Annotated in this window: 20 protein-coding genes, 1 tRNA gene and 2 pseudogenes; 10 read left to right on the forward strand and 13 right to left on the reverse strand. The window is 58.7% G+C overall.

Annotated elements, in window-relative coordinates; translation table 11 throughout:
- The 3 genes and pseudogenes from NW842_RS08130 to NW842_RS08140 all read left to right on the forward strand — a co-directional run.
- Positions 1–155 (forward strand): annotated as a pseudogene (locus NW842_RS08130) (RNA-guided endonuclease TnpB family protein); the annotation flags it as partial.
- Positions 156–390: 235 nt separating this feature from the next.
- Positions 391–1,818: a folate/biopterin family MFS transporter gene (locus NW842_RS08135; protein ID WP_414375624.1), complete on the forward strand. Its 1,428-nt coding sequence runs from the start codon at positions 391–393 to the stop codon at positions 1,816–1,818.
- 117 nt (positions 1,819–1,935) lie between these two features.
- Positions 1,936–2,226 (forward strand): annotated as a pseudogene (locus tag NW842_RS08140) (DUF6679 family protein); the annotation flags it as partial.
- 316 nt (positions 2,227–2,542) lie between these two features.
- Here NW842_RS08140 and NW842_RS08145 read toward each other — a convergent pair.
- Entirely contained in the window at positions 2,543–3,295 is a 753-nt protein-coding gene (locus NW842_RS08145) for a segregation/condensation protein A (RefSeq protein WP_414349871.1), read from the reverse strand.
- 156 nt (positions 3,296–3,451) lie between these two features.
- Here NW842_RS08145 and NW842_RS08150 point away from each other — a divergent pair.
- The 3 genes from NW842_RS08150 (at position 3,452) to NW842_RS08160 (ending at position 5,146) form a co-directional block, all read left to right on the forward strand.
- Positions 3,452–3,523 (forward strand) — tRNA-Val (locus NW842_RS08150).
- A 298-nt stretch (positions 3,524–3,821) separates the two neighbouring features.
- Positions 3,822–4,262 (forward strand): hypothetical protein, encoded by a 441-nt coding sequence (locus NW842_RS08155; protein ID WP_238376922.1) that lies wholly within the window; start codon positions 3,822–3,824, stop codon positions 4,260–4,262.
- Complete coding sequence (locus tag NW842_RS08160) at positions 4,250–5,146, forward strand: sulfatase-like hydrolase/transferase (RefSeq protein ID WP_011432786.1); 897 nt, start codon at positions 4,250–4,252, stop codon at positions 5,144–5,146. Before NW842_RS08155 ends, NW842_RS08160 begins: the two co-directional genes overlap by 13 nt.
- Positions 5,147–5,326: 180 nt before the next feature.
- Here the strand turns inward: NW842_RS08160 and NW842_RS08165 are convergent, their stop codons facing one another.
- The 4 genes from NW842_RS08165 to NW842_RS08180 form a co-directional block, all read right to left on the reverse strand.
- The gene (locus NW842_RS08165; RefSeq protein ID WP_414417824.1) at positions 5,327–6,475 is read right to left on the reverse strand and encodes an AI-2E family transporter; all 1,149 of its coding nucleotides are present in this window, start codon (positions 6,473–6,475) and stop codon (positions 5,327–5,329) included.
- Between the two features lie 32 nt (positions 6,476–6,507).
- Positions 6,508–7,284, reverse strand: a complete 777-nt coding sequence (gene fabI / locus NW842_RS08170) for an enoyl-ACP reductase FabI (protein ID WP_011432788.1) — start codon at positions 7,282–7,284, stop codon at positions 6,508–6,510.
- A gap of 219 nt (positions 7,285–7,503) precedes the next feature.
- Positions 7,504–9,309: an aspartate--tRNA ligase gene (gene aspS / locus NW842_RS08175; protein WP_011432789.1), complete on the reverse strand. Its 1,806-nt coding sequence runs from the start codon at positions 9,307–9,309 to the stop codon at positions 7,504–7,506.
- A gap of 72 nt (positions 9,310–9,381) precedes the next feature.
- On the reverse strand, positions 9,382–10,347 hold the full coding sequence (locus tag NW842_RS08180; protein ID WP_414417825.1) for a metal ABC transporter solute-binding protein, Zn/Mn family: 966 nt from the start codon (positions 10,345–10,347) through the stop codon (positions 9,382–9,384).
- 59 nt (positions 10,348–10,406) lie between these two features.
- Here NW842_RS08180 and NW842_RS08185 point away from each other — a divergent pair, with 59 nt between their 5' ends.
- Both NW842_RS08185 and NW842_RS08190 read left to right on the forward strand, forming a co-directional pair.
- The gene (locus NW842_RS08185; protein WP_414417826.1) at positions 10,407–11,168 is read left to right on the forward strand and encodes a metal ABC transporter ATP-binding protein; all 762 of its coding nucleotides are present in this window, start codon (positions 10,407–10,409) and stop codon (positions 11,166–11,168) included.
- A 24-nt stretch (positions 11,169–11,192) separates the two neighbouring features.
- Complete coding sequence (locus NW842_RS08190; protein WP_011432792.1) at positions 11,193–12,026, forward strand: metal ABC transporter permease; 834 nt, start codon at positions 11,193–11,195, stop codon at positions 12,024–12,026.
- 68 nt (positions 12,027–12,094) lie between these two features.
- Here the strand turns inward: NW842_RS08190 and NW842_RS08195 are convergent, their stop codons facing one another.
- The 3 genes from NW842_RS08195 to NW842_RS08205 form a co-directional block, all read right to left on the reverse strand.
- Positions 12,095–12,382, reverse strand: a complete 288-nt coding sequence (locus tag NW842_RS08195) for an RNA recognition motif domain-containing protein (RefSeq protein ID WP_414357328.1) — start codon at positions 12,380–12,382, stop codon at positions 12,095–12,097.
- Positions 12,383–12,578: 196 nt separating this feature from the next.
- Entirely contained in the window at positions 12,579–13,361 is a 783-nt protein-coding gene (rsmG, locus tag NW842_RS08200) for a 16S rRNA (guanine(527)-N(7))-methyltransferase RsmG (RefSeq protein ID WP_414374737.1), read from the reverse strand.
- Complete coding sequence (locus NW842_RS08205) at positions 13,358–14,347, reverse strand: hypothetical protein (RefSeq protein WP_414341740.1); 990 nt, start codon at positions 14,345–14,347, stop codon at positions 13,358–13,360. The genes rsmG and NW842_RS08205 overlap by 4 nt, the downstream gene beginning before the upstream one ends.
- 420 nt (positions 14,348–14,767) lie before the next feature.
- Between NW842_RS08205 and guaA the strand changes: the two genes are divergently transcribed.
- Positions 14,768–16,318: a glutamine-hydrolyzing GMP synthase gene (gene guaA / locus NW842_RS08210; RefSeq protein WP_414417831.1), complete on the forward strand. Its 1,551-nt coding sequence runs from the start codon at positions 14,768–14,770 to the stop codon at positions 16,316–16,318.
- 45 nt (positions 16,319–16,363) lie between these two features.
- On the opposite strand, the gene NW842_RS08215 is transcribed toward guaA, so the two are convergent.
- The 5 genes from NW842_RS08215 to NW842_RS08235 all read right to left on the reverse strand — a co-directional run bounded on the left by NW842_RS08215 (position 16,364) and on the right by NW842_RS08235 (position 20,117).
- Complete coding sequence (locus NW842_RS08215) at positions 16,364–16,585, reverse strand: hypothetical protein (RefSeq protein ID WP_011432797.1); 222 nt, start codon at positions 16,583–16,585, stop codon at positions 16,364–16,366.
- Between the two features lie 2 nt (positions 16,586–16,587).
- Positions 16,588–16,914: a hypothetical protein gene (locus tag NW842_RS08220; RefSeq protein ID WP_414417827.1), complete on the reverse strand. Its 327-nt coding sequence runs from the start codon at positions 16,912–16,914 to the stop codon at positions 16,588–16,590.
- A 91-nt stretch (positions 16,915–17,005) separates the two neighbouring features.
- Positions 17,006–18,043 carry a CobW family GTP-binding protein gene (locus NW842_RS08225; protein WP_414417828.1) on the reverse strand — a complete coding sequence of 346 codons (1,038 nt, stop codon included), beginning with the start codon at positions 18,041–18,043 and terminating at the stop codon, positions 17,006–17,008.
- 408 nt (positions 18,044–18,451) lie between these two features.
- Positions 18,452–19,399: a DUF4335 domain-containing protein gene (locus NW842_RS08230; protein ID WP_414374734.1), complete on the reverse strand. Its 948-nt coding sequence runs from the start codon at positions 19,397–19,399 to the stop codon at positions 18,452–18,454.
- Positions 19,400–19,472: 73 nt separating this feature from the next.
- Positions 19,473–20,117, reverse strand: a complete 645-nt coding sequence (locus NW842_RS08235) for a DUF3038 domain-containing protein (RefSeq protein WP_414341745.1) — start codon at positions 20,115–20,117, stop codon at positions 19,473–19,475.
- A gap of 124 nt (positions 20,118–20,241) precedes the next feature.
- Between NW842_RS08235 and NW842_RS08240 the strand changes: the two genes are divergently transcribed.
- Positions 20,242–20,463 carry a hypothetical protein gene (locus NW842_RS08240; RefSeq protein WP_414357796.1) on the forward strand — a complete coding sequence of 74 codons (222 nt, stop codon included), beginning with the start codon at positions 20,242–20,244 and terminating at the stop codon, positions 20,461–20,463.
- Positions 20,464–20,483 lie beyond the last annotated feature (20 nt).

A 20,483-nucleotide genomic window follows, 5' to 3' on the forward strand; every position in this document is an offset into this window, starting at 1 on the left:
ACTGTGGATGGGAAGGGGATGCGGATTTGAATGGTGCGAATGTGATTGCGCTCTTGGGGGCTGTCGTAAACCAGCCTGGAGGTCCGGGCTTGTTTTGTTCTCTGGTAGAGCAGAGCAGGCCCAGGGCTACTGAAAGCCCGCTCCGTACCGCTTAGCGGTCGGAGCCGGGTAGTTTACCTTTCGACCTCATTTCGACCTCATTATTTTGTAGATTTTGTAGCTCGGCTGGGTTGAGCAGAAAGAGCGCTGGGAAGCGCAACCCGTCCAAGGAGGTCGGAGCCGGAAGCCAGTTGGACAGGTTAAGGTGAAGAGACTGTTAAGATTCTTATGGTTTTGCTGTTGCCAAGGCAACACCGCACCAACTAACATCTCGCTACACTGCGACCGCTCATGATTCATCTTCTGCTGCAACGGCTGCACCAATCCACCCTGACCCCGCTGCGGGATATCCACTGGACGCCGGAATTGTTCGGAATCCTCTTGGTGTACTTTGTGCAGGGGGCGGTGGGGCTGGCACGGCTGGCCACCAGCTTTTACCTGAAGGATAGCTTGGGCCTCAGCCCGTCTCAGGTGGCGGCGTTGATGGGCGTTGCCATGAGCCCCTGGATCCTCAAGCCCCTCTACGGCCTGCTGTCGGATACCGTACCGGTGGCGGGCTATCGGCGTCGTCCCTACCTCTTGTTGTCAGGGCTTCTGGGGTGTGAGGCTTGGCTGGGGATGGCCCTGTGGGCACCGACGGCTGGTCTGGCCACCCTGTGGATGGTTTTGGGATCCCTGGCGGTGGCGGTAGGGGATGTAATCGTAGATTCGCTGGTGGTGGAGCGGGTACACGGCAGTGACTGGGCGGGGACGGGCACGCTGCAATCTTTAACTTGGGGAGCAACGGCCTTGGGATCCCTGCTCACCGCCTATTTGGGAGGAGCGCTCTTAGCCCATTATCCGCCGCAGGTGGTGTTTGGGCTGACGGCCTTTTTGCCGTTGTTCATCGCTCTGGCAGCTTGGGTTATTGCCGATCAACCGGTGGCGTTGTCTCAGGGCTGGGATCCCTTGCAACAACAGGTGGGGCAGGTGTGGCGGGCGCTGCGGCAACCCAGCATTTTGCTGCCGGTGCTGTTTGTGTTCGTTTGGCAGGCCACTCCCAGCGCCGATGCGGCTCTTTTTTACTTTGTCACCAACGATCTCGGCTTTGGGCCGGAATTTTTGGGTCAGGTGCGCTTGGTTACCAGCATCGCCAGTTTGCTGGGGGTAGGGATCTTCCAAGTGTACCTGCGGCGGATCCCACTGCGGCCCCTGTTCGGCTGGATGACGGTGATCTCGGCGGCGTTGGGCCTGACCAGCCTTATCTTGGTCTATCACCTCAACCGGGATTGGGGTATCGACGATCATTGGTTTAGCTTGGGGGACAGCCTGGTGCTGACGGTGGCAGGACAAATTGCCTTTATGCCAGTGCTGGTCTTGGCCGCCCGCCTCTGCCCCCCTGGGATCGAGGCCACCCTCTTTGCTCTGCTGATGTCGGCCTTTAATTTGGCGGGGTTTCTCTCCCAAGAGCTGGGATCCCTGCTGATGCATGGGCTGGGGGTAACGGAGACCGATTTCAGCCGGCTGGGGCTGCTGCTGATCCTGACCAACCTTTCTACCCTCTTGCCCCTGCCGTTTTTGGGCTGGCTGCCGGAAGAGAGCATAACCCTTGGCGGAGCAGAACTGGAGGCGGAAGCCCATGCCTCTCTGGAATCCTTTCTGCGGGATGTGCAGGCAGAAGAAGCGGAGACAGCCTTGGCGATGGAAGGGGTCTCTCTGGCCGAAACCGACCCAACCTAAAGAGACTCTGTCTGGCCTCGGGAAAGGCATACAGCCTCGGTGTCCAGCCGCTAAGATGGAGGGATGAGCTGGGTAGCCCCCACAACTCACTCGGATCTTTCACTTCAGGAGGGGACCGTGCTTCATCGTAGGATCTATCAACTCAGCCGCGAAGGCAAGGATGTGTGGATCTATCTGCGGGATCAGGGACGCTGGCTGGAACGGGCCAAGATCCTCGATATCGAAGGGGACACCATCCTAGTTCGCTACGAGACAGAAGATGAGGAGGAGATCTGCTCCTGGGAGGAGATGATTCGCCTGGAAAGCATTGGAGCTGTTGCTCAGCGCCTTTCCACCATTCCCAAGGGGATGCTCAGCACGTCAGATTTGCTCACCTCAGAAGACTGCCCTCCGGCTGAATTGCTGCATCCGCCACTGTTGCCTACCGAAGGAGAAGATCATCCCAGCAGCGAGCGCCTCGTGGAGGATTACTACCTGGATCGGGAGGCTCCTGCCGAGCTGCCGGTGCGCTCCAGTGGGGAAGATCTCAAACGGGCGGATCGTGCCCGGCACGATGCTGAAGGCACGGATTGAGTTCTCCGTTTGCCAGAGCGGCGCAGAAGAGCGCTTGACATCCTCAGGTTCAGACGCCAGCTCAGAAGCCTAGAGGTGGATGGCCCGGCCACGGCCAGAAAAGTTCTCTAGAGTTCACCTTGGCAGATGAAGGGGATCCCAAGGGCGGGATCTACTTTGCCAGGCCCTCAGTTGTGCAGGGTCGGATGGTCAGTGGGCCGTAGAACTCCTCTTGGCACAGCTCCACCTGAGAGCGGGCAGCCATTAGCAGCAATGACCAGAAGACTTGAATGGGGTGAATGGTCCCGCTGCTGCCGTTTTGATAGCTTTTTTGGCAAAAGTGTTGCTGGAGATCGACAAAGCTGATCTGGGTCAGACCCTGCTGCCAAAGCTGAGCCAGCAGAGATTCTAGCTCGGCGGTGGTTTCCAAAAGGTTTTCCGGGTGGGCTAGCTGAGTGATGGCCGACAGCGCTTGCTGGCGAGAAATCCGTTGGGCCAGCGGCTTTGGGGCAGCTTCGGGCTGGTGTTCCAGCAGGGTTTCCAGCTCTTGCAGGTGGGCGATGAGTTCTTTGAGGGTGATGGGCCGGGTACGTTGAAGACGGGGTGCTGCCCTGGGTTGCAACACGCGATCCAAGTGCGCCAAAGACCAGCTTGGCCAGGGATCCACTTCTACCTCCACCGGGCTGGGCTCACTTTCTTCTGCTTCTGGTTCTGCCAAAGCCATCGCCTTAAGATAGACCAACATGGCAGCGTGGAGCAGGGCTTGTCCCGACTCAGACAGGTCATGGCTGCTGCTGGTGGGAGCCATACGGGCCAGAAAGCGATCGATAACCTCGATGACCTGCACATCCCAGGGATCGATCTCGCCTCGTTCTGCCAAATCAATGAGCAGAGCAATTGCCTCTTCGGTCGGTGAGTAGGCCATAGCACCCCACAGCTCCCTGACCCTTACTGTAGCCCTCAGGCCGGATCCCGGCTATCTCTAGCCATCTCCCATGCCGATCCGAATCCTCTAGCTCAATCGCTGACGTGGTAATATAGAGATCCTGCTCTAGTCGATAGCTGCTAGAGTGGTATCTGCGGGCGGTTAGCACAGTGGTAGCGCACTTCCTTCACACGGAAGGGGTCACAAGTTCGAATCTTGTACCGCCCATACCCGCAAACCTGCTCCTGCAGCGAGCTTCAACAGTCCAAGTCCTTCTCCTGGAGGAGAGATACAGGCGGCTAGAAACGACTTTTTCCGCCCCGGGGTCTCCCTGAAGCGCGCCTTAGGGAGAGGGCTAATGGCTGTTGAGAACAACTCCGCTTGAGCTTCCAGCGTCTTTGCTGCCAGGCCAGTGGAGAAAGGGAAGAATGGTAGCCTAATAAAGGGTAGGGTTGAGGCCATGCAAGAATTTCGTCCCGCTAACGCGATCAGAAACCTTCGCTTCATACTCCTGGGCTTGTGGATCTTGAGCCTGCTCGTTCTCCTCATCCAAAACTGGGGATCCCCGGCAAGGGTTGTGGTGGGTGGGCAATCGGGATCCCCGCTTCCTCTATCGTTGGTGCTATTGGCCTCTTATGGGGCAGGGATGGGGCTGGGATTTTTGTATGTAGGCTCCTGGCGATTGCACGACCGGGTGTTCCAGCGACAGGCAATCCGTAAGTTAACTCAGTTGAGCGACCGAGTTCGCTTTTTGGAAGCCCAGCTGATTCCCCCCGACCACTATTTGCCCCAAGATCTGCCGGAGTACGAGCCGGATCCCCAAGCAGGCCGCTATTCCTATTCCAATATCCCGCCGGAACGCATTCGCGATCCCGCTCCTGAGGACGACGATGCGGCAGCAGCTCCCAACTGGCGGATTGTCCAGCGGCCCTACGCCGACGAGGAGGAGGAAGGATGGGATTCCTAAACTGGTGGAAATCGTCTGCCGCTCCTGCGTCTGAGCCCGACCCCCGCCCTGAACCGCGGGGACAGAACAACTATCTGCTCATCGTCCTAGACAGTTGCCGCTTCGACAGCCTGCTGGCGGCCAACCCCAAGCACTTGCTGAAGTTGGGCCCTCTGGAAAAGCGCTGGAGCTACGCTTCCTGGACGGCCCCTGCCCATTACAACCTGCTCATGGGCCTGCTGCCCCACACCAGCCCCATCCACGTTTTTGCGTCCGAGCACTACAAGCAAGATTATCTGCGCTACAACGAGCGGCTCGGCACCCGGCAACCCATTGAGTTCAAGCATCTGCTGCCTCATCTCTATTTGCCGACGCTGCTGAAGCATCAACTGGGCTACACCACCCACGCCATGGTCTCCATGCCGGTGCTCAACCCCAGCACGCTGCTGAATCGGGATTTCGATTCCTACCGCCTCATGCCCCAGCACAACGATATGGCGGCCATGGTGGAACAGTTGCGCTTCGAGCCGGATCGCCCCAGCTTTTACCTGTTAAACGTGGGCGAAACTCACTATCCCTACGCGCTGCCCGATGAGGATCCCAGCTTGTGGCCCCGCATCTCGGGGGTCAATGGGGTGTTGAAGCGGCTGGATGAAGGAGAAGAGGACGGGATCCCCTTTTTCGATTCGGCCCAGTTGGAAGAGCTACGGCAGCGACAGATCCAGGCGGTGCGCTACCTGGATGGGATCTTTGAACAGCTGTTCGACCTGGTTCCCAAAAACACCTACATCACGGTTACAGCCGATCACGGCGAACTGTTTGGGGAGGGAGGCTACTTCGGCCACGGCCCTATCCACCACGAAAAAGTGCTGGAGGTGCCTTTTATCGAGGGCAAAATTCGCTAGCCGGGATCCCTAGGGAGCTCGAGACCGTTTCCTGGACCCAACACCCTCGGCCCCTCTCCCCGAGGGAAAAGGTAGCCATCGATACAGCAACTGGGTTCACCAGGATTGAGCCTCTGCTTCGCTGCCAGTTAGGGTGATCTCCTGAAGCGCATGGACAGAGCTTCTTCCTTTTTCGGGTGGCTAGATCTGCTGGGTCTCCGGCTTGGGCAGGGTGGGATCCCGGCGGGCTTCACCGTTCGCGCTACTCGGACGGAGCCCTTGCGGGGATCCTTTTACACCGGAACCCAACCCATCTTCGGCGGCCAGGTCGGCAGAGCGGGCGATCTCGTAAAGGCTTTTCACCACACTGCTGAGGGGAATGGCGACGATCACGCCCAGGATGCCCCCCAGTTGCGCCCCCACCAACAGGGCAATCAAGATCCACACTGGATTTAGCCCGATCAGCTCTCCCATCAGGCGGGGGGCGATGACCCGATCCTTCACCTGCTGCACGATCAGGGAAACCAGCACCACTTTAAGGCTGAGCCAAATGTCCTGAAAGGCCAGCAACACCGCCGCCGCCCCAATGCCAATCACCCCCCCCACCAAGGGGATTACCTCCAGCAGGCCGATCAGCAGGCCAAACAGGAGCCCGAAAGGTACCCGCAAAAACCCAAAAACCGGCACCAGCATCAGGGCCATGATGAACCCCAACACCAACTGGCTGATGAGGAAGTTCTGAAAGCTGAGGGCTAGGGCTTCGCCAATGCGCGGCCCCCAAGGTTTGGGGAAGAGGCTGAGCAACCCCTGCCAGAACTGGCCCCCGTAGAGCAGCATGTAGAGGGCCAACACCAGCACCAGCACCAAGTCGATCACCTGGTTGAACGTACCCAGAAGGAGATCCAGGGATTGGCCGGCAATTTTCTCGGCGCTGGCCTGCAGGCGGTTGAGAAGGGTATTGACCAGCTCCGTCTGGCCAAGGTTGATGTTGCGCTCGGCGGCCCAAAGGCTAATCTGGTCGAGCCAATTTTGTAAGGTGTCCACCCACTCTGGGATCCGCGCCCCCAGCTGCACCACTTGCTTGGCCAAGACCGGCACCACGGCGATCCCCACCAAGACCAGCAGCACCACCGAGAGAGCAAAGACCAGGGTGACCGCCAAACCTCGACTGACCCGATAGCGCCGCAGCACCTGCACCGGGTAGTTGAGCAAAAAGGCCAGCACCGCCGCTGTCAGGATGGTGGTGAGCAAATGCCCAAACAGCCGACCCACCTGTATGGCCAGCCAGCCGCTGATGACGATCAAGATCCAGGTGAGCAGCAACCGCTGCAAGGGTGAGAAGCGATTCATGCCGGAGCCATCCCCAAGGGATCCCAAAGCGCTTAAAAACCCAGGATGCTATACCCACTATCCACGTAGATCACCTGGCCGGTAATGCCGCTGGCCAGGTCGCTGGCCAGAAAAGCCGCCACATTGCCCACCTCTATTTGAGTGACATTGCGCCGTAGGGGAGCTTTCTCCTCCACAGCATGCAGCATGGCATGAAAATCGGAAATGGCCGATGAGGCCAAGGTGCGGATTGGGCCGGCAGAAATGGCGTTCACCCGGATCCCGGCAGGGCCCAGCTCGGCAGCCAGGTAGCGGACACAGGTTTCCAGGCCCGCTTTGGTGACGGCAGCCATGTTGTAGTTGGGCACCACTCGCACTCCTCCCAAGTAGGTCAAGGTGAGGACACTGCTGCCGGATCTCAGTAGGGGCTTGGCAGCCCGGCAGAGGGCAATCAGGGAGTAGGTGCTCACATCCATGGCCAGGGCAAACCCCTCCCGCGAGATATCGCTGAAGTTGCCGCTCAGCTCCTCTTTTTTGACATAGGCCAGGCAGTGAACCAGAATATCGACCTGACCCCATTTTTCGGTTACCCCCTGAAACAGATCGCTGATCTGCTGATCGCTTTGCACGTCGCAGGGGAGGAGAAAATCTGGCTGCAAGGGATCCGTGAGTTGCTGAACTTTGGTTTTGAAGCGATCCCGCTCGTCCGGCAGATAGGTAACCCCTAGGCTGGCCCCCGCTTTGTGCAGTTGCTGAGCAATGCCCCAGGCAATGGAGCGCTCGTTGGCAATGCCGGTTACCAAGGCTTTCTTTCCCGTCAGCTGTAGCATGGCAAAAAAAGTAGGGGTGTATTCCTTTCTATCCTCCCACAGGTGGGAGCTGGGGCTGGGAGAAGGGATCCCAGGCACTCCTGAACTCCCGTTAAAAAGGCCCGGCTTTCACAATGAAAGTCCTTTTGGTTGAAAAGGAATATTGTCTGCTGGATCTCCGCAGCCCTGTTACCCGTGCCGAAATCATCGAGCACCCGTGGTCGTTGGAAGATACCTCCCTCAACCGGGCTGATAGGTGGAAGCAACGTGCAGTTCCTTGAGCTGCTTCGCCTCAACGCTGGAAGGAGCGCCGGTGAGCAAACATCGCGCCTGCTGGGTTTTGGGAAAGGCGATGACATCCCGGATGGAATCTTCCCCGGCCAGCAACATCACCAGCCGATCCAGGCCGTAGGCAATGCCGCCGTGGGGCGGGGTGCCATACTCAAAGGCTTCCAACAAAAAGCCAAACTTGTCCCGCGCCTGTTCGGGGGTGAGGCCAATCGCTTGAAAAACCTGCTCCTGAATTTCCCGCTGGTAAATCCGCAGGGATCCCCCTCCTACTTCCACGCCGTTCCACACCAGGTCATAAGCCTGGGCCCGCGCCGTTTTCAGGTCGGCCAAGTCGTCGGGGTGGGGGGCGGTAAAGGGGTGGTGCAGGGCTTCCAGGCGATTTTCTTCGGCGTTGAACTCAAACATGGGAAAGTCGGTGATCCAGAGGAGATTCAAGGCGTTCTCTGGGATCAAACCCAGCTCCTGGCCCAGGTGCAGCCGCAGCCGGCCCAAAGACTCGTTCACCACTGCCGCCGGCCCTGCCCCAAACAGCAGCAGATCCCCTGGCTTGGCCTGGGTGAGATCCAGCAACCGCTTCTCCTGCTCGGGGCTCAAGCTCTCTTTCAGGGCGCCGATGGTATCGAGGCTGTCGGGCCGCACCCGGATAAAGGCCAAGCCGCCCGCCCCATACTGGGTGACCAGCTTGAACAGATCCCCGCCTGGTTTGATGCGGGTGTTGGAGATCTTTTCATCGCCGCCGGGCACTGGCAGGATTTTGATCAAACCGCCCTCAGCCAGCACTTTGGCGAAGACTTTGAATCGGGATCCCTGAAACACCTCCGAAACATCCACCAACTCCATCCCAAAGCGGGTGTCAGGCTTGTCGGAGCCGTAGCGGGCCATGGCCTCGGCATAGGTCAGGCGCGGGAAGGGACGGGGCAGGTGGATCCCTTTGACAGTTTTGAAGATATGGCAGATCAGTCGCTCGTTGAGCTCCAGGATCCCTTCTTGATCCATGAAGCTCATCTCCATGTCCAACTGGGTGAACTCCGGCTGCCGATCCGCCCGCAGATCCTCATCCCGAAAGCAGCGGGCAATCTGGTAGTAGCGATCCACGCCAGCCACCATCAGCAGCTGCTTAAAGAGCTGGGGCGACTGCGGCAGGGCAAACCACTCGCCGGGGTTGACGCGGCTGGGCACCAGGTAGTCTCTGGCCCCTTCTGGGGTGGAGCGGGTGAGAATGGGAGTCTCCACCTCGACAAAGCCCTCCTCGTCTTCTAGGAAACGGCGGATGGCCTGGATGACCCGGTGGCGCAGTTGCAGGTTACGGGACATGCGCTCCCGCCGCAAATCCAGGTAGCGATAGCGCAGGCGGATCTCTTCTCGCACTTCCTCTGCTTCTTCTCCCGAGACGCTGAAGGGGAGCTGCTTGCCGACTGGACTGAGCACTTCCAACTGTTCGGCGTAGATCTCGACCTCGCCGGTGGCCAGGCGAGGGTTGAAGGAGTCGGGGGGCCGTTGCTGGACAGTTCCCGTTACCCGCACCACATATTCGTTGCGCACTTCCCCCGCCAGTGGATATGACTGCGGAGTTTTCTGCGGATCCGCCACCAGTTGCACAATGCCAGAGCGATCCCGCAAATCCAGGAAGATCACCCCCCCGTGGTCGCGGCGGCGGTCGATCCAACCGTAGAGGGTGACGGTTTGGCCGATGTGAGCCGGGCGGACTTCGCCACAGTAGAGGGTGCGGGCCGGGCGATGGATGGCAGCAGGCATGGAAGAGGTGAGAGAACAAGGGTCTGAGCCCCTATCATACAAAACTCAGACCTCCTGCCTCGACTCAGCTTCTCAAGAGCATTCAGGGGATCCGCCCAGGGCTACCACAATCGTGCAGGTGTTGTGGCGCATCATGGCAACGTAAGTTTCGGCGCCGCTGCCTGGCTCCCCCAAAGAGTCCGAGTACAGTTTCTGTTCGGCTACCTTGACCCCGGCTTCGGTGGCCACCGTTTGGAGGAGAGCGGGGTTGAGGGTGGTCTCGGCAAAGATAGCCGGCACCCGCAGAGCGCGGATCTCCTCCACTAAGCGGGCCACTGTCTGGGTGCTGGGCTGTTCTTCGGTGCTGATCCCCAGCAGGGATCCCCCCATTTTCAGGCCGTAGGCTTGGGTGTAGTAGGCAAAGGCATCGTGAGTGGTCACCAAAACCCGGTTGGGAGGGGGGATGGTCTGAATTTGCTCCCCAATCCAGGCATGAAGCTCCTCCAGCTCTGCTCGATAGGCAGCAGCATTGGTTTGGAAGAAGGTCGCCTCGCCAGGCACCTGTTCCGCCAGCTCTTGGGCGATGCGCTCCACCATGCGGATGACGTTTTCCACATTGCCCCACACATGGGGGTCGGGAGTGGGGATCCCGTCCTCCTCATTGGTGACGATGGGATCGAGGATCTCGGCCAAGGCAACCCGCCGCGCTCCTTGGGCCGTGGCTTCGATGAGACGCATCAACCCCGGCTCCAGGTTGTAGCCGTTGTAAAACACCAAGTCTGCCCGCTCTAGGGCCATCCCATCCGCCGGCGTTGGCTCGTAGATGTGGGGATCCATTCCCGGCTGCAGCAGGCTGGTGAGCTGGATGCGATCTTGGCCCACCTGCTCTACCCAATCGGCGATCAACGTAGTGGTAGCCACAACGCGGGGACGCGCCCATCCCGAACCGGCCAAGGCCAGAAAACTGCCGTTCCCGTCAGCGAGACAGAGTCCTATTGCCAAGCCGAAGGCCGCTACCCAACGGCGCCGCCCCCAAAGGAAGACAAGACTTTTGATCATCGTTTCATGGTTTAGATGTCCCTTTAGGGTACACTGGACTTACCGAAAATGAAAACAAAATGAAAAAGCAACTTCCTCCTCTCCCTCTTGGTCCGGCCAGGGGATCCCTGGTGGTGCGGGATCTGACGGTGCGTTACGGCAGCCTGCAGGTGCTGCAAGGGATCCAAGCTGAAATCGCGCCGGGCCGCCTCACGGGCATCCTTGGGCCCAACGGAGCCGGCAAAAGTACGTTTCTCAGAGCGCTGCTGGGGTTGGTGCCGCTGGAACGGGGGGAAGTGCGCTACGGTGGGCAAGCGCTGCGGGGAGAGCAAGTGGCCTATGTACCCCAGCGCTCGGCCATCGACTGGTCGTTTCCCGCCACGGTGTGGGATGTGGTGTTGATGGGGCAGGTGAGAGCTGCTGGCTGGTTTCGCCGCATCGGGAAAAAGGGGCAGCAGCGGGCTGCTCAAGCCCTGGAGCGGGTGGGGATGGGGGCCTACCGGGATCGCCCCATTGGAAAGCTGTCGGGGGGACAACAGCAGCGGGTGTTCCTGGCGCGGGCCTTGGCGCAAGAAGCGGAGATCTACGCCCTTGACGAACCCTTTGCCGGGATCGACCAGCCCAGCGAAGCTATTTTGTTCCAGGTGTTGCGGGAGCTGGCAGATGCCGGCCACATCGTGATGGTGGTGCACCACGATTTGGGGCAGGCCCGGGCCTACTTCGACGAAGTGCTCCTCCTCAACCGTGTCTTAATTGCCCAGGGATCCCCGCGGGAGGTGTTGCAGCCAGCGGTGTTGCAGCGGGCCTATGGCCGAGCCCTGCTGCTGGACTCAGCTGCCTAGGGAGAGTTTGAGGTCAACAACGTTATGGAATGGCTCTGGCACAGCCTGGCGGATCCCTTGAGTTTTGCCTTCATGCAACGGGCTCTGCTGGTGGCGGTGGCCGTCGGCATTCTCTGTGCCGTGGTGGGCAGCTATCTGCTGGTGCAAAGCTTGGCCCTCCTGGGGGATGCCATCAGCCATTCGCTGCTGCCGGGCCTGGCCATTGCCTACATGCTGGGCCTCAACCTGTTTGTGGGAGCCTTTGTGGCCGGTCTCCTCAGCGCCCTCTTAATTCAATGGATCCGCTCCGCCAGCCCCCTCAAGCCGGATGCAGCCATGGGGATCGTCTTTTCGGCCTTTTTTGCCTTGGGGATCCTGTTGATCACTTTGATCCAACGGCGGGCTCGCATCGATCTCAACCACTTCCTCTTCGGCAACCTCCTGGGGGTGAATGCTGTCGATGTGCTGACAGTGGTGGGCATCACCCTTTTGGTGTTGGGGTTAGTGGCCCTCTTCTTCAAGGAATTGACCTTTTACAGCTTCGATCCCTTGGGGGCCAAAGCAGCCGGCCTGCCCACCGAGCGGCTGGGGTGGGGGCTGATGGTGCTCACTTCCCTGACGTTGGTGGCCAGCATGAAGGCAGTGGGCGTGCTCTTAGTGTTGGCCATGCTGATCACGCCAGCGGCAACCGCCTATCTGGTGGTGCCTCGATTGCACCAGGTGATGCTGCTGGGATCCCTATTTGGGGTGAGCGCCAGCCTGCTGGGGATGTACGCCAGCTACTACCTCAATGTGGCCTCCGGCCCGGCCATCGTCCTGGTGGCCTCCGCCTGGTTTAGCCTGGCCTTTCTGGGCAGAGTGTTCTCAGGAACGCGCTAGAAACCAGGGATCGCGGGTTGGGATCCCTGGCTCAAACCTCATCTGAGAAAGGGTAGATGCATGTTAACTCAAAAGCGGGAAGAGCGGCCATCCCGACCGCCGCCTGCACCGGCCTGCCGAGGCAACGCCTTGTTGACCCTCAGATCCCGGCCCATCCAAGTAGCACCGTCCAGCTCGTCGATGGCCTTTTGCTCATCGGCTTCGTTTTCCAGTTCCACAAAGGCAAAACCTCGCTTACGGCCAGTCTCCCGATCCACCGGCAGCTTAATTTGCTTAACGGTGCCGTATTCGGCGAACACAAGCCGCAGGTCTTCTTCGCTGGCCTTGAAGGACAAATTACCTACAAAAATGGTCATGGTGTAGCAAACTCCGAACCTTACCCTTTAGCGTTCAGTTCGGAGGCTCACCTGGTTAAACCATTCGCTCAATCCGAACCTCATGCCAACCACATCTTAGTCTTCCCAATGGCATTTGCAAAGCCATCCTTGCAGCTTTTTGTCCGAGAATTGGGAGAAGCTTTTGTAGCAAGATGGAAACTCAGGATCCTAACCTTCATGGGCGATTGCTTTGGCCCAACGGTTGGCGTTTGGGAGTGCCGGGAGAGCGGGGATAAGGAGGCGGCGTGGGGGCTACTTTCTCCAGCAGTAGGCAGTGGCGCACCCCACGGCTGCGGGGTGTGGTGAAGGCTTCTACATGGATCAGTTTTCCGCCCAGGAGCTCAAGGGCCTGCTCCAAAGTTTGGGCTTCTGCCTCGGTCCAATGGCCGCGATAGAGGATGGCGCGTCCCCCCACCTTGAGCAGAGGCAGGCAATACTCGGCGCAGGTCTCCGCCGAGGCCAGGGCCCTGGCCAGAGCAATATCATAGCTGCCCCGTTCCTGCGGGTCTTGCCCCCAAATTTCGGCCCGCTGAGCCACTGCCCGCGCTTGGGTGAGGGAGAGCCTTTGCAAGGTGTCCTGTACAAAGGCAATCTTGCGTTGGGTGCTGTCCAGCAAGGTAAAGCTGGCCTGAGGCAGGGCAATTTGGGCCGGGATCCCCGGAAACCCTGCCCCGGTGCCGATGTCGATCCCCCGCCAGGGCTGAGCTTGGATTGCCTCCCAGGATCCCAGCAGGCGTAGGCCCCGCAGCGAATCCCACAGGTGTTTCTCCCAAAAGTCGATGGGATCGGTGATGCGGGTCAGGTTCTGGGTTCGGTTTCCGGCCATCACCAGCGGATAGAGCTGTTGCAGTTGTTGCTGCTGCTGTTCAGAAGGCTGCCAACCCAGCTCCGCCAGCCAGCTTTCCCACAGGGCCTTGAGCTGTGGGGGCTCAGAGGAAGAAGCGTCAGCCTTCTTCATCCCAGGGATCCCAGTTTCAATCCAGCGGGGATGGCTCTGTCGGCCCAGCCTTTCAGCTCTTGGGTCAAGCCCTGCAAAGAACGGTCGGTGCCCAGCAGCTCTTGGTTTAAGCAAACCAACTCCTGCAAATCCAGCTCCTGACAGCTGGCCCAATCTTCCGCCAGCAAGTTAATCGGCTGCGGCTGAGCCTGAAGCAACTGATGAGAGGCCAACTCCAGCTCTACATTCAAAAGCACCTGCTCCAACCGCTCTACCCGCTCCTGCATTTGCGCCAGCAGGGCTGCCAACTGCTGACAGCAATGGTGAACCCGCTGAGCATAGACCTTGAGCGGCAGGGTCAGCGGCAGCAACGACTCAGACAACAGTTGAATCAGGTGCTGGGCTTCCAGTTCTTCCAGTTGCAGGTCTTGCCAAATGGCGTGGTAAAGATGGAGCGAAAGACGACAGGTTTCCAGGCGCTGGTAGCAGGGCTGTAATACAGAACCGCGCAGCTCCTGCAGATAGTCGGCCCACAGTTGCCCAGCCTCTACTACCCAACCTGTCTGGAAAAAACTCCACCCCTGGGCCAACAGCCAACTGATCAACAGGCCCGCCAACAATTGGTTTTTTTGTCGCAACAGGAAAGGCGAAAGGTGCTCTCCCCAAACGGCTAACCCCAGCCAGATCAGGGCAGCCAAAGTCAAATGGGGCAAGCTGATCATCTCGGCCAACAGCTGGGCAGACCAGCGCTGGCGCAGCATCCAGATCACCCCGGCGCCCAAGCTGTACAGCCCTCCCCCCAACAGCGGGATCAACACCAGCCACAGGGGTTGTCCCCTCCACAGGTGCGATAGTGACCCATCTTCGCCCAGCGCATCCCAACTGAGCAAGTACAAAGCCAGCAGAGCCAAAACCACGACCCAGCCCTGCTGTCGCTTGAGACGGCGGGCTAGAAGACGACGGCGGCGGCGCAGATAGGTTTGAAAGGACTCGGCAACAATCGACATAAAAAAATGGCACTGCGGATCCCTACCAATACCCCCACCGGCCTGGAGCGCTCCTTCACGATCATAAGTCTTAACTTTGCTAGGCCATCTGGCTTCTGTATTGCGTTGTTGGCGGGAGTCATGCCCAGCCGGTGGCCAGCTTTTTCAGGGGCTCATCAGGCGGTTTTTCGGCGAGACTCCTCCGAGAAGCGCTGTTTTCTCGGCAAGCCTGACAGAGGCTTTTTAGAGCAGGCAGCCGCGTGCAAGCTCTCCACCCCTGTTACCATGGAAGAGCCCTTAATGTTTCTTTCGTATCCATCGTATCCATAGCCAAGCTAGTCTCTTGGACCGGCTTTTTTATTGTGCACTGTGCCAGGTTTTGTGATCCCTTCTGCATCTCCTCCCAGTTCCGGCCTTTCCCCCCTCGAAGTGCAGCGCCAGATGATCGTCATTCTCGATTTTGGATCCCAGTACTCTGAGCTGATTGCCCGCCGCATTCGCGAAACCCACGTCTATTCGGAAATCCTTTCCTATCGCACCACTGCTGAGCAACTGCGGCAATTGCGACCGCAAGGCATCATCCTCTCCGGGGGCCCCAACTCGGTGTATGAGCCAGCCGCTCCGGTGTGTGACCCCGAGATTTGGAACCTAGGGATCCCGGTTCTGGGGGTGTGCTACGGCATGCAACTCATGGTGCAGCAGTTGGGGGGCAAGGTGGAAGCAGCCCAGAAGGGGGAATATGGCCGTGCCGCTCTGCACATTTTGGATCCCACCGACCTGCTCACCAACCTGCCGGAAAACAGCATCATGTGGATGAGCCACGGGGATTCGGTTACCGAACTGCCGCCGGGCTTTCACACCTTGGCCTCTACCGACAACACCCCCTGTGCCGCCATTGCCGATCCAAGGCGTCGTCTCTACGGGGTGCAATTTCATCCGGAGGTGGCCCACTCAGAGGCTGGCGCCTTTCTCATCCGCAACTTTGTCTATCACATCTGCGGTTGCGAGCCCACCTGGACAACGGCAGCTTTTCTGGAGGAAGCCATTCGAGAGGTACGTGCCCGTGTGGGCAATAAGAAGGTGCTGTTGGCCCTCTCGGGGGGGGTAGACAGCTCTACTTTGGCTTTTCTGCTGCACAAGGCCATCGGCGACCAGCTCACCTGCGTGTTCATCGACCAAGGGTTTATGCGCAAGGAAGAGCCCCAGCGGCTGCTGCGCCTTTTCCAAGAGCAATTTCACATTCCCGTCCACTACGTGGATGGCCAGGAGCGGTTTCTCCGGCAGTTGCAGGGGGTTACCGATCCCGAAGAAAAACGCAAACGAATTGGGGCAGAGTTTATTCGCGTGTTTGAGGAAGAATCCCAGCGGCTGGGTCCTTTTGAGTACTTAGCCCAAGGCACTCTCTACCCAGACGTGATCGAGTCTGCCAATACCCATGTGGATCCGGTTACTGGAGAACGCATTGCCGTCAAGATCAAAAGCCATCACAATGTCGGCGGCCTGCCCGAAAATCTGCGCTTTAAGCTGGTAGAGCCTTTGCGCAAGCTCTTCAAAGACGAGGTGCGGCAACTGGCCCGCTCTTTGGGGCTGCCGGAAGAGATTGTGGGCCGCCATCCTTTTCCCGGGCCGGGGCTGGCCATCCGCATTGTAGGCGAGGTTACCAAAGAACGGCTGGAAACCCTGCGAGAAGCGGACATGATCGTGCGGCAGGAGATCAACCGCTCCGGCTACTATCCCAAACTTTGGCAAGCCTTTGCCGTGCTGCTGCCAGAGGTGCGGTCGGTGGGGGTGATGGGGGATAAGCGCACCTATGCCTGCCCGGTGGTGGTGCGGCTGGTTACCAGCGAAGACGGTATGACCGCCGATTGGGCGCGAGTTCCCTACGACCTCTTGGCCACCATTTCCAACCGCATCGTCAACGAGGTGCCCGGCATCAACCGCGTGGTTTACGACATCACCTCCAAGCCCCCTGGCACCATCGAGTGGGAGTAGGCGGGATCCCTTGCGTCTGGCCTCGATTCCCGGCTGGATCGATGGCTACCTATGGCCAGCTTCCGGCAGGGAATAGGAAGGGCTTGAGCTGAAGGGCTGAGCGGCTTGGACTTCCATTCGGGCCAAAGTCGTAGCGGCATCCGCCAGTTGCAGAGCAAGGTTGGCACGGCTAATCGGATCCCGGGCATTCCAGAGATCCTGTCCCAAACAGAACACCCGATAGCGAAAGGCTTTGATCGAGCGCGATGGGATGACCTTGACAGTCATGGCTACAACCTCTTCTCCACAGAGACGTGAATAGTCAGCAGAACCCGCTCGGGCTCAAGGTAAACAAATGTTACCAAAACAACCTCGTCCTCAGAGGCAATACTGACCGGGCAGGTGGCTTTCGGGGGCTCCACCCGTTCATGCCGTACCCCCACAGTGTATTCTCCAACCGGCAGGTCATCAAATCCAGCGTCTGCATAGATCAACTCAATGGTTTCTTCTGCAATCAACTGCCCCTGTCGCTCCAGGAAACTGAGAAAAGGGATCCCATCGATAGAGGTGAGCGCGTTGTTGGCCTGATTGCGGATCATCACAAAGATGTCGGACATGGAGAGTGGGCCATCACCTCAGGGCTTCATGATCGAGGCTGCTGGAACATTGCCCGACTGTTTTGAGCCTGGACTGCCGCCAATCCCTGATTCAGCGACCAAACCCTTGACCCCGCGTGGCCGGGCGGGCAAGACAGGCTTGGAGTTTTTTCCGCAGCTGGGCTGTATCGAGGCGCTGACCGATGAGCACCAACTGGTTTTTGGGCTGGCGAGGCCACTCATCGCTGCTGAGGGTATAGCGCCGACCGCTGAGGTGAAAGATATGTCGCTCTGGGCTTTCCTCGAACCACAACACCCCTTTGGCACGAAAGACTGCATCGGGCAACTCGTTGAGAAAATTTTGGAAAGCATCCAAAGAGAAGGGCTGATCGCTCTCAAAGGCTAGGGAGTTAAAGCCGTCAGCCTCGATGTGGCTGTGATGGGAGTGGTGGTGGTCATGATCGTGCTCATGGTCATGGTGGTCGTGACTGTCGTGATCATGGGCTTCTTCTTGGGGCAAGGAACTGGCCTGAAACAAATCGGTATCCAAGATTAGCTCCAGGGGGACTGCGCTGTTGACGGTGCGCAAAATGCGGGCATCTTCTTTGATCTCGCGGATGCGTTTTTCCAGACGCTCGATCTCGGCTTCCTCGACCAAATCGATTTTGTTGAGGAGAATCACATCTCCATAGGCAATTTGGCTATAGGCCACGTCGCTGTTGAACAGATCGGGGGCAAAGTTGGTGGCATCTACCAGGGTGATGATTGAGTCCAGCCGCGTCAGATCTCGCAATTCTGGCCCCAAAAAGGTGAGGGCAACCGGCAAGGGATCCGCCAATCCCGTAGTCTCCACCACCAGGTAGTCGATCTTGTCGGAACGTTCCATCAACCGCAACACGCTTTCGGCGATGTCGTCCCGGATGGTGCAGCAGATGCAGCCGTTGTTCAGCTCCACCAAGTCTTCTTCGCTGGAGACGATCAGTTCCGCATCGATGCTGATCTCGCCGAATTCGTTGACCAGCACCGCTGTGCGCATCCCTTTCTGGTTGTTGAGGATGTGGTTGAGAAGGGTGGTTTTCCCACTGCCCAAAAAACCTGTGATGATGGTGACAGGTAAGCCTCGCTTAGGCACTTCGATGGTTGCGGTCATAGAGTGGCAGCGATCCGATATAGAGGGAACTCTTCCACTTTATCCTCTTGTCCTCATTGCCCTAGCTGTCTGAAGCCGATTAAACCCTTCAGATGCGATCAGTAGAGCCTTTGCGCCTCGGCATTGGCGGCGTCGCCAGTGTGGCCCTGGCTCTCCCAACTCGGCGGCCTCTCTCTTTCTGGCTTACTCTTCAGGGTCAGATTGCTTCCTCTAATCCCCTGGCCCTGAAAGTAGGGTTATTTCGATTCAAACTGGGACAATGCACCCAACACCTAAAACGTTGAACGCAGGGGGCCAGAGAGCTGTTCTCAGTGGCCCACGGGTCTCACCCTAACCTGAAGTGACTATCGATAACATCCCTAGGTAGACTATAGTGCTGACCCACCCCAGCTTGGCCTGTCGGGATGCCTACCTGTCCTGGGTTACTTCCACCTGGTTGCCCGGCTCTAGGCTGACGCGGAACTGTTGGGCGCCTGTTGGCAAGGGATCCGGCGGTAGCTCCGGCAGGTTGGCAAAGGGGGTTTCGGCTCGGCGCTCTCGGGCAAGCTCATTCTCCGGCTCGGCGGCCAGGGGGGATCCCGTCTCATCTACAGTTACTCGATAGGCCAAGCTCTCCGGCAAATCGGGGGGAGACTGCCACTGCTCTGCCAAAATGTCTCGCAGACGGGAAAGGGGATCCGCCCCTGCTGCCTCTCTTCCCGCTGTTGGGTCAGATTCTTGGAGGGATGTGGCCAAAGGCTGCGATTGACCCGTCAAGGCAGGGATGGTGAGCTGCTCTTGCGGGGAAGGGGAAGCTGTGGGATCCCTAGGGGGGCGACTGGCCCAGATCCCAACACCGGCCACAACTGCGATCCCTCCCACCAGCAGGGCCGCGATCCCGGTGGGCTGTCGATACCAAGCCCGCGCCACCGGAGTTCCCAGATTGGCCAGTTGGGGAATGTCATCCGCCACCTGGGAGAGGTTCTCCAGCAGGTCGTACAACTGCGTCATCGACAAATCCACCTGCGCGATGCGATCTTCCCCTTGGCGCACCGTGAGACGATGAAAAATAAAATCAAGCGGACGGATGGCCACGGTACCGCTGAAGGTTCCCTTGGGTTCCCCACTCAAGTGGGATCCCACGTAGCGGTCGATTACGGTGATCAAATCGTTGAGCCAAACGTTATCGCCGTGTAAAGTTTTGACTGTCTCCCCCTGGCGGATTTCCAACTGACACTCGAAGCTGCGCTGGATGGCTTGCAGCGGCGGCGTTGCAGAGGAGTCTGAAGAATTGGAATCGGCAGGGGCTTCTCCCCGTACAGTCAGCGTAGAAGTGGGTTGTTGATAGGTGTGGCTAATCAGGGTGAGGCTGGGCATGGCAACTGCGGGCGAACAACACGGGTAGAGGGCTACAGAGGCGATAACAGAGGTGATAATTGACGAACCTGCCTCAAGAAGAGGGTGAGGTATCGGGGCCGGAGCTGTGGGCTACCCCCTCTTCTTCCAGATCGCTGCCGGCAGGCAAATCCATCTCAGGACGGCTGAGCAAGGCTTTCCACAGGCGCTGAGCGCCTTTCGGGCTACTGTAGAACATCAGCTCAATCAAGATGCGCAGGGCCAGCTCGGTGAGGCTATTCTCATCGCGCACGTCCCCATCCACCATGCGGCTGCGGTAGTGAGAGAGGAATTCATCCAAGTAATCTCCCACCAGCGGCTGACGGAAGGGGCTGAGCTCTTGATCGACAGCGGCTTCCAGTTGCTCCAAGGTGCTGCGGATACGGGCTTGTTGCTGAGCAGCCAGATAGGCAATCACCATCACCAGGGCGCGGGCCTCTTCGATATCGACCTTTTTGCGCCCACCGCTGCTGCGGCGCAAGGGGTTAGCATTGCGCAGTCGCCAGAGGGTCACCCGGTCGCCAATCTGCTCTTCCAAGTTGAGGGCTTTGGCTGCGGCCAGAACCGCTTCGGAACTTTCTCCGCTCAGGGACTCCAACCCCAGCAGTAGCAAGTCCAACTGGGCTTTGATGGTACCGGTGGCTGTGTTCAGGCCAACGGGCCGACTGTCTAACTGAATGTGCTTGTGTTCCACCGTCACGCCGTCAATGGGAGCTTTGGGTTTTGACGAAACTCTATGATCTCTTGTCCGAGCCAAACCTGCAACCTACCCCCCCGCGCTTGCAGGAAAAAAAGACTTTCTGGCCTTTGCTCTGGGCAAGGGCTTGGCTAACGGGATCCGACAGGCAGGGACTTATGTCTTTGTCGATCTGGAGAATCCTGTTGGCCAGCCCTATCTGGATGCCGAGGTGATTGCGGCGCTGGAATCGATTGCCGAAACCTTGAAGCTCTTTGGCAGCTACCCTGTGCATGACCCCTGCAAACAAGGTGCCCTATCCCAAACAGCAGGATCCCTGTCCTCTGAGGGGAAAGCGCGTCCAACGTAGAATCGAAATGACCAAGGACT

Source organism: Synechococcus sp. R55.4, from assembly GCF_047461935.1.
Taxonomy (GTDB): domain Bacteria; phylum Cyanobacteriota; class Cyanobacteriia; order Thermostichales; family Thermostichaceae; genus Thermostichus.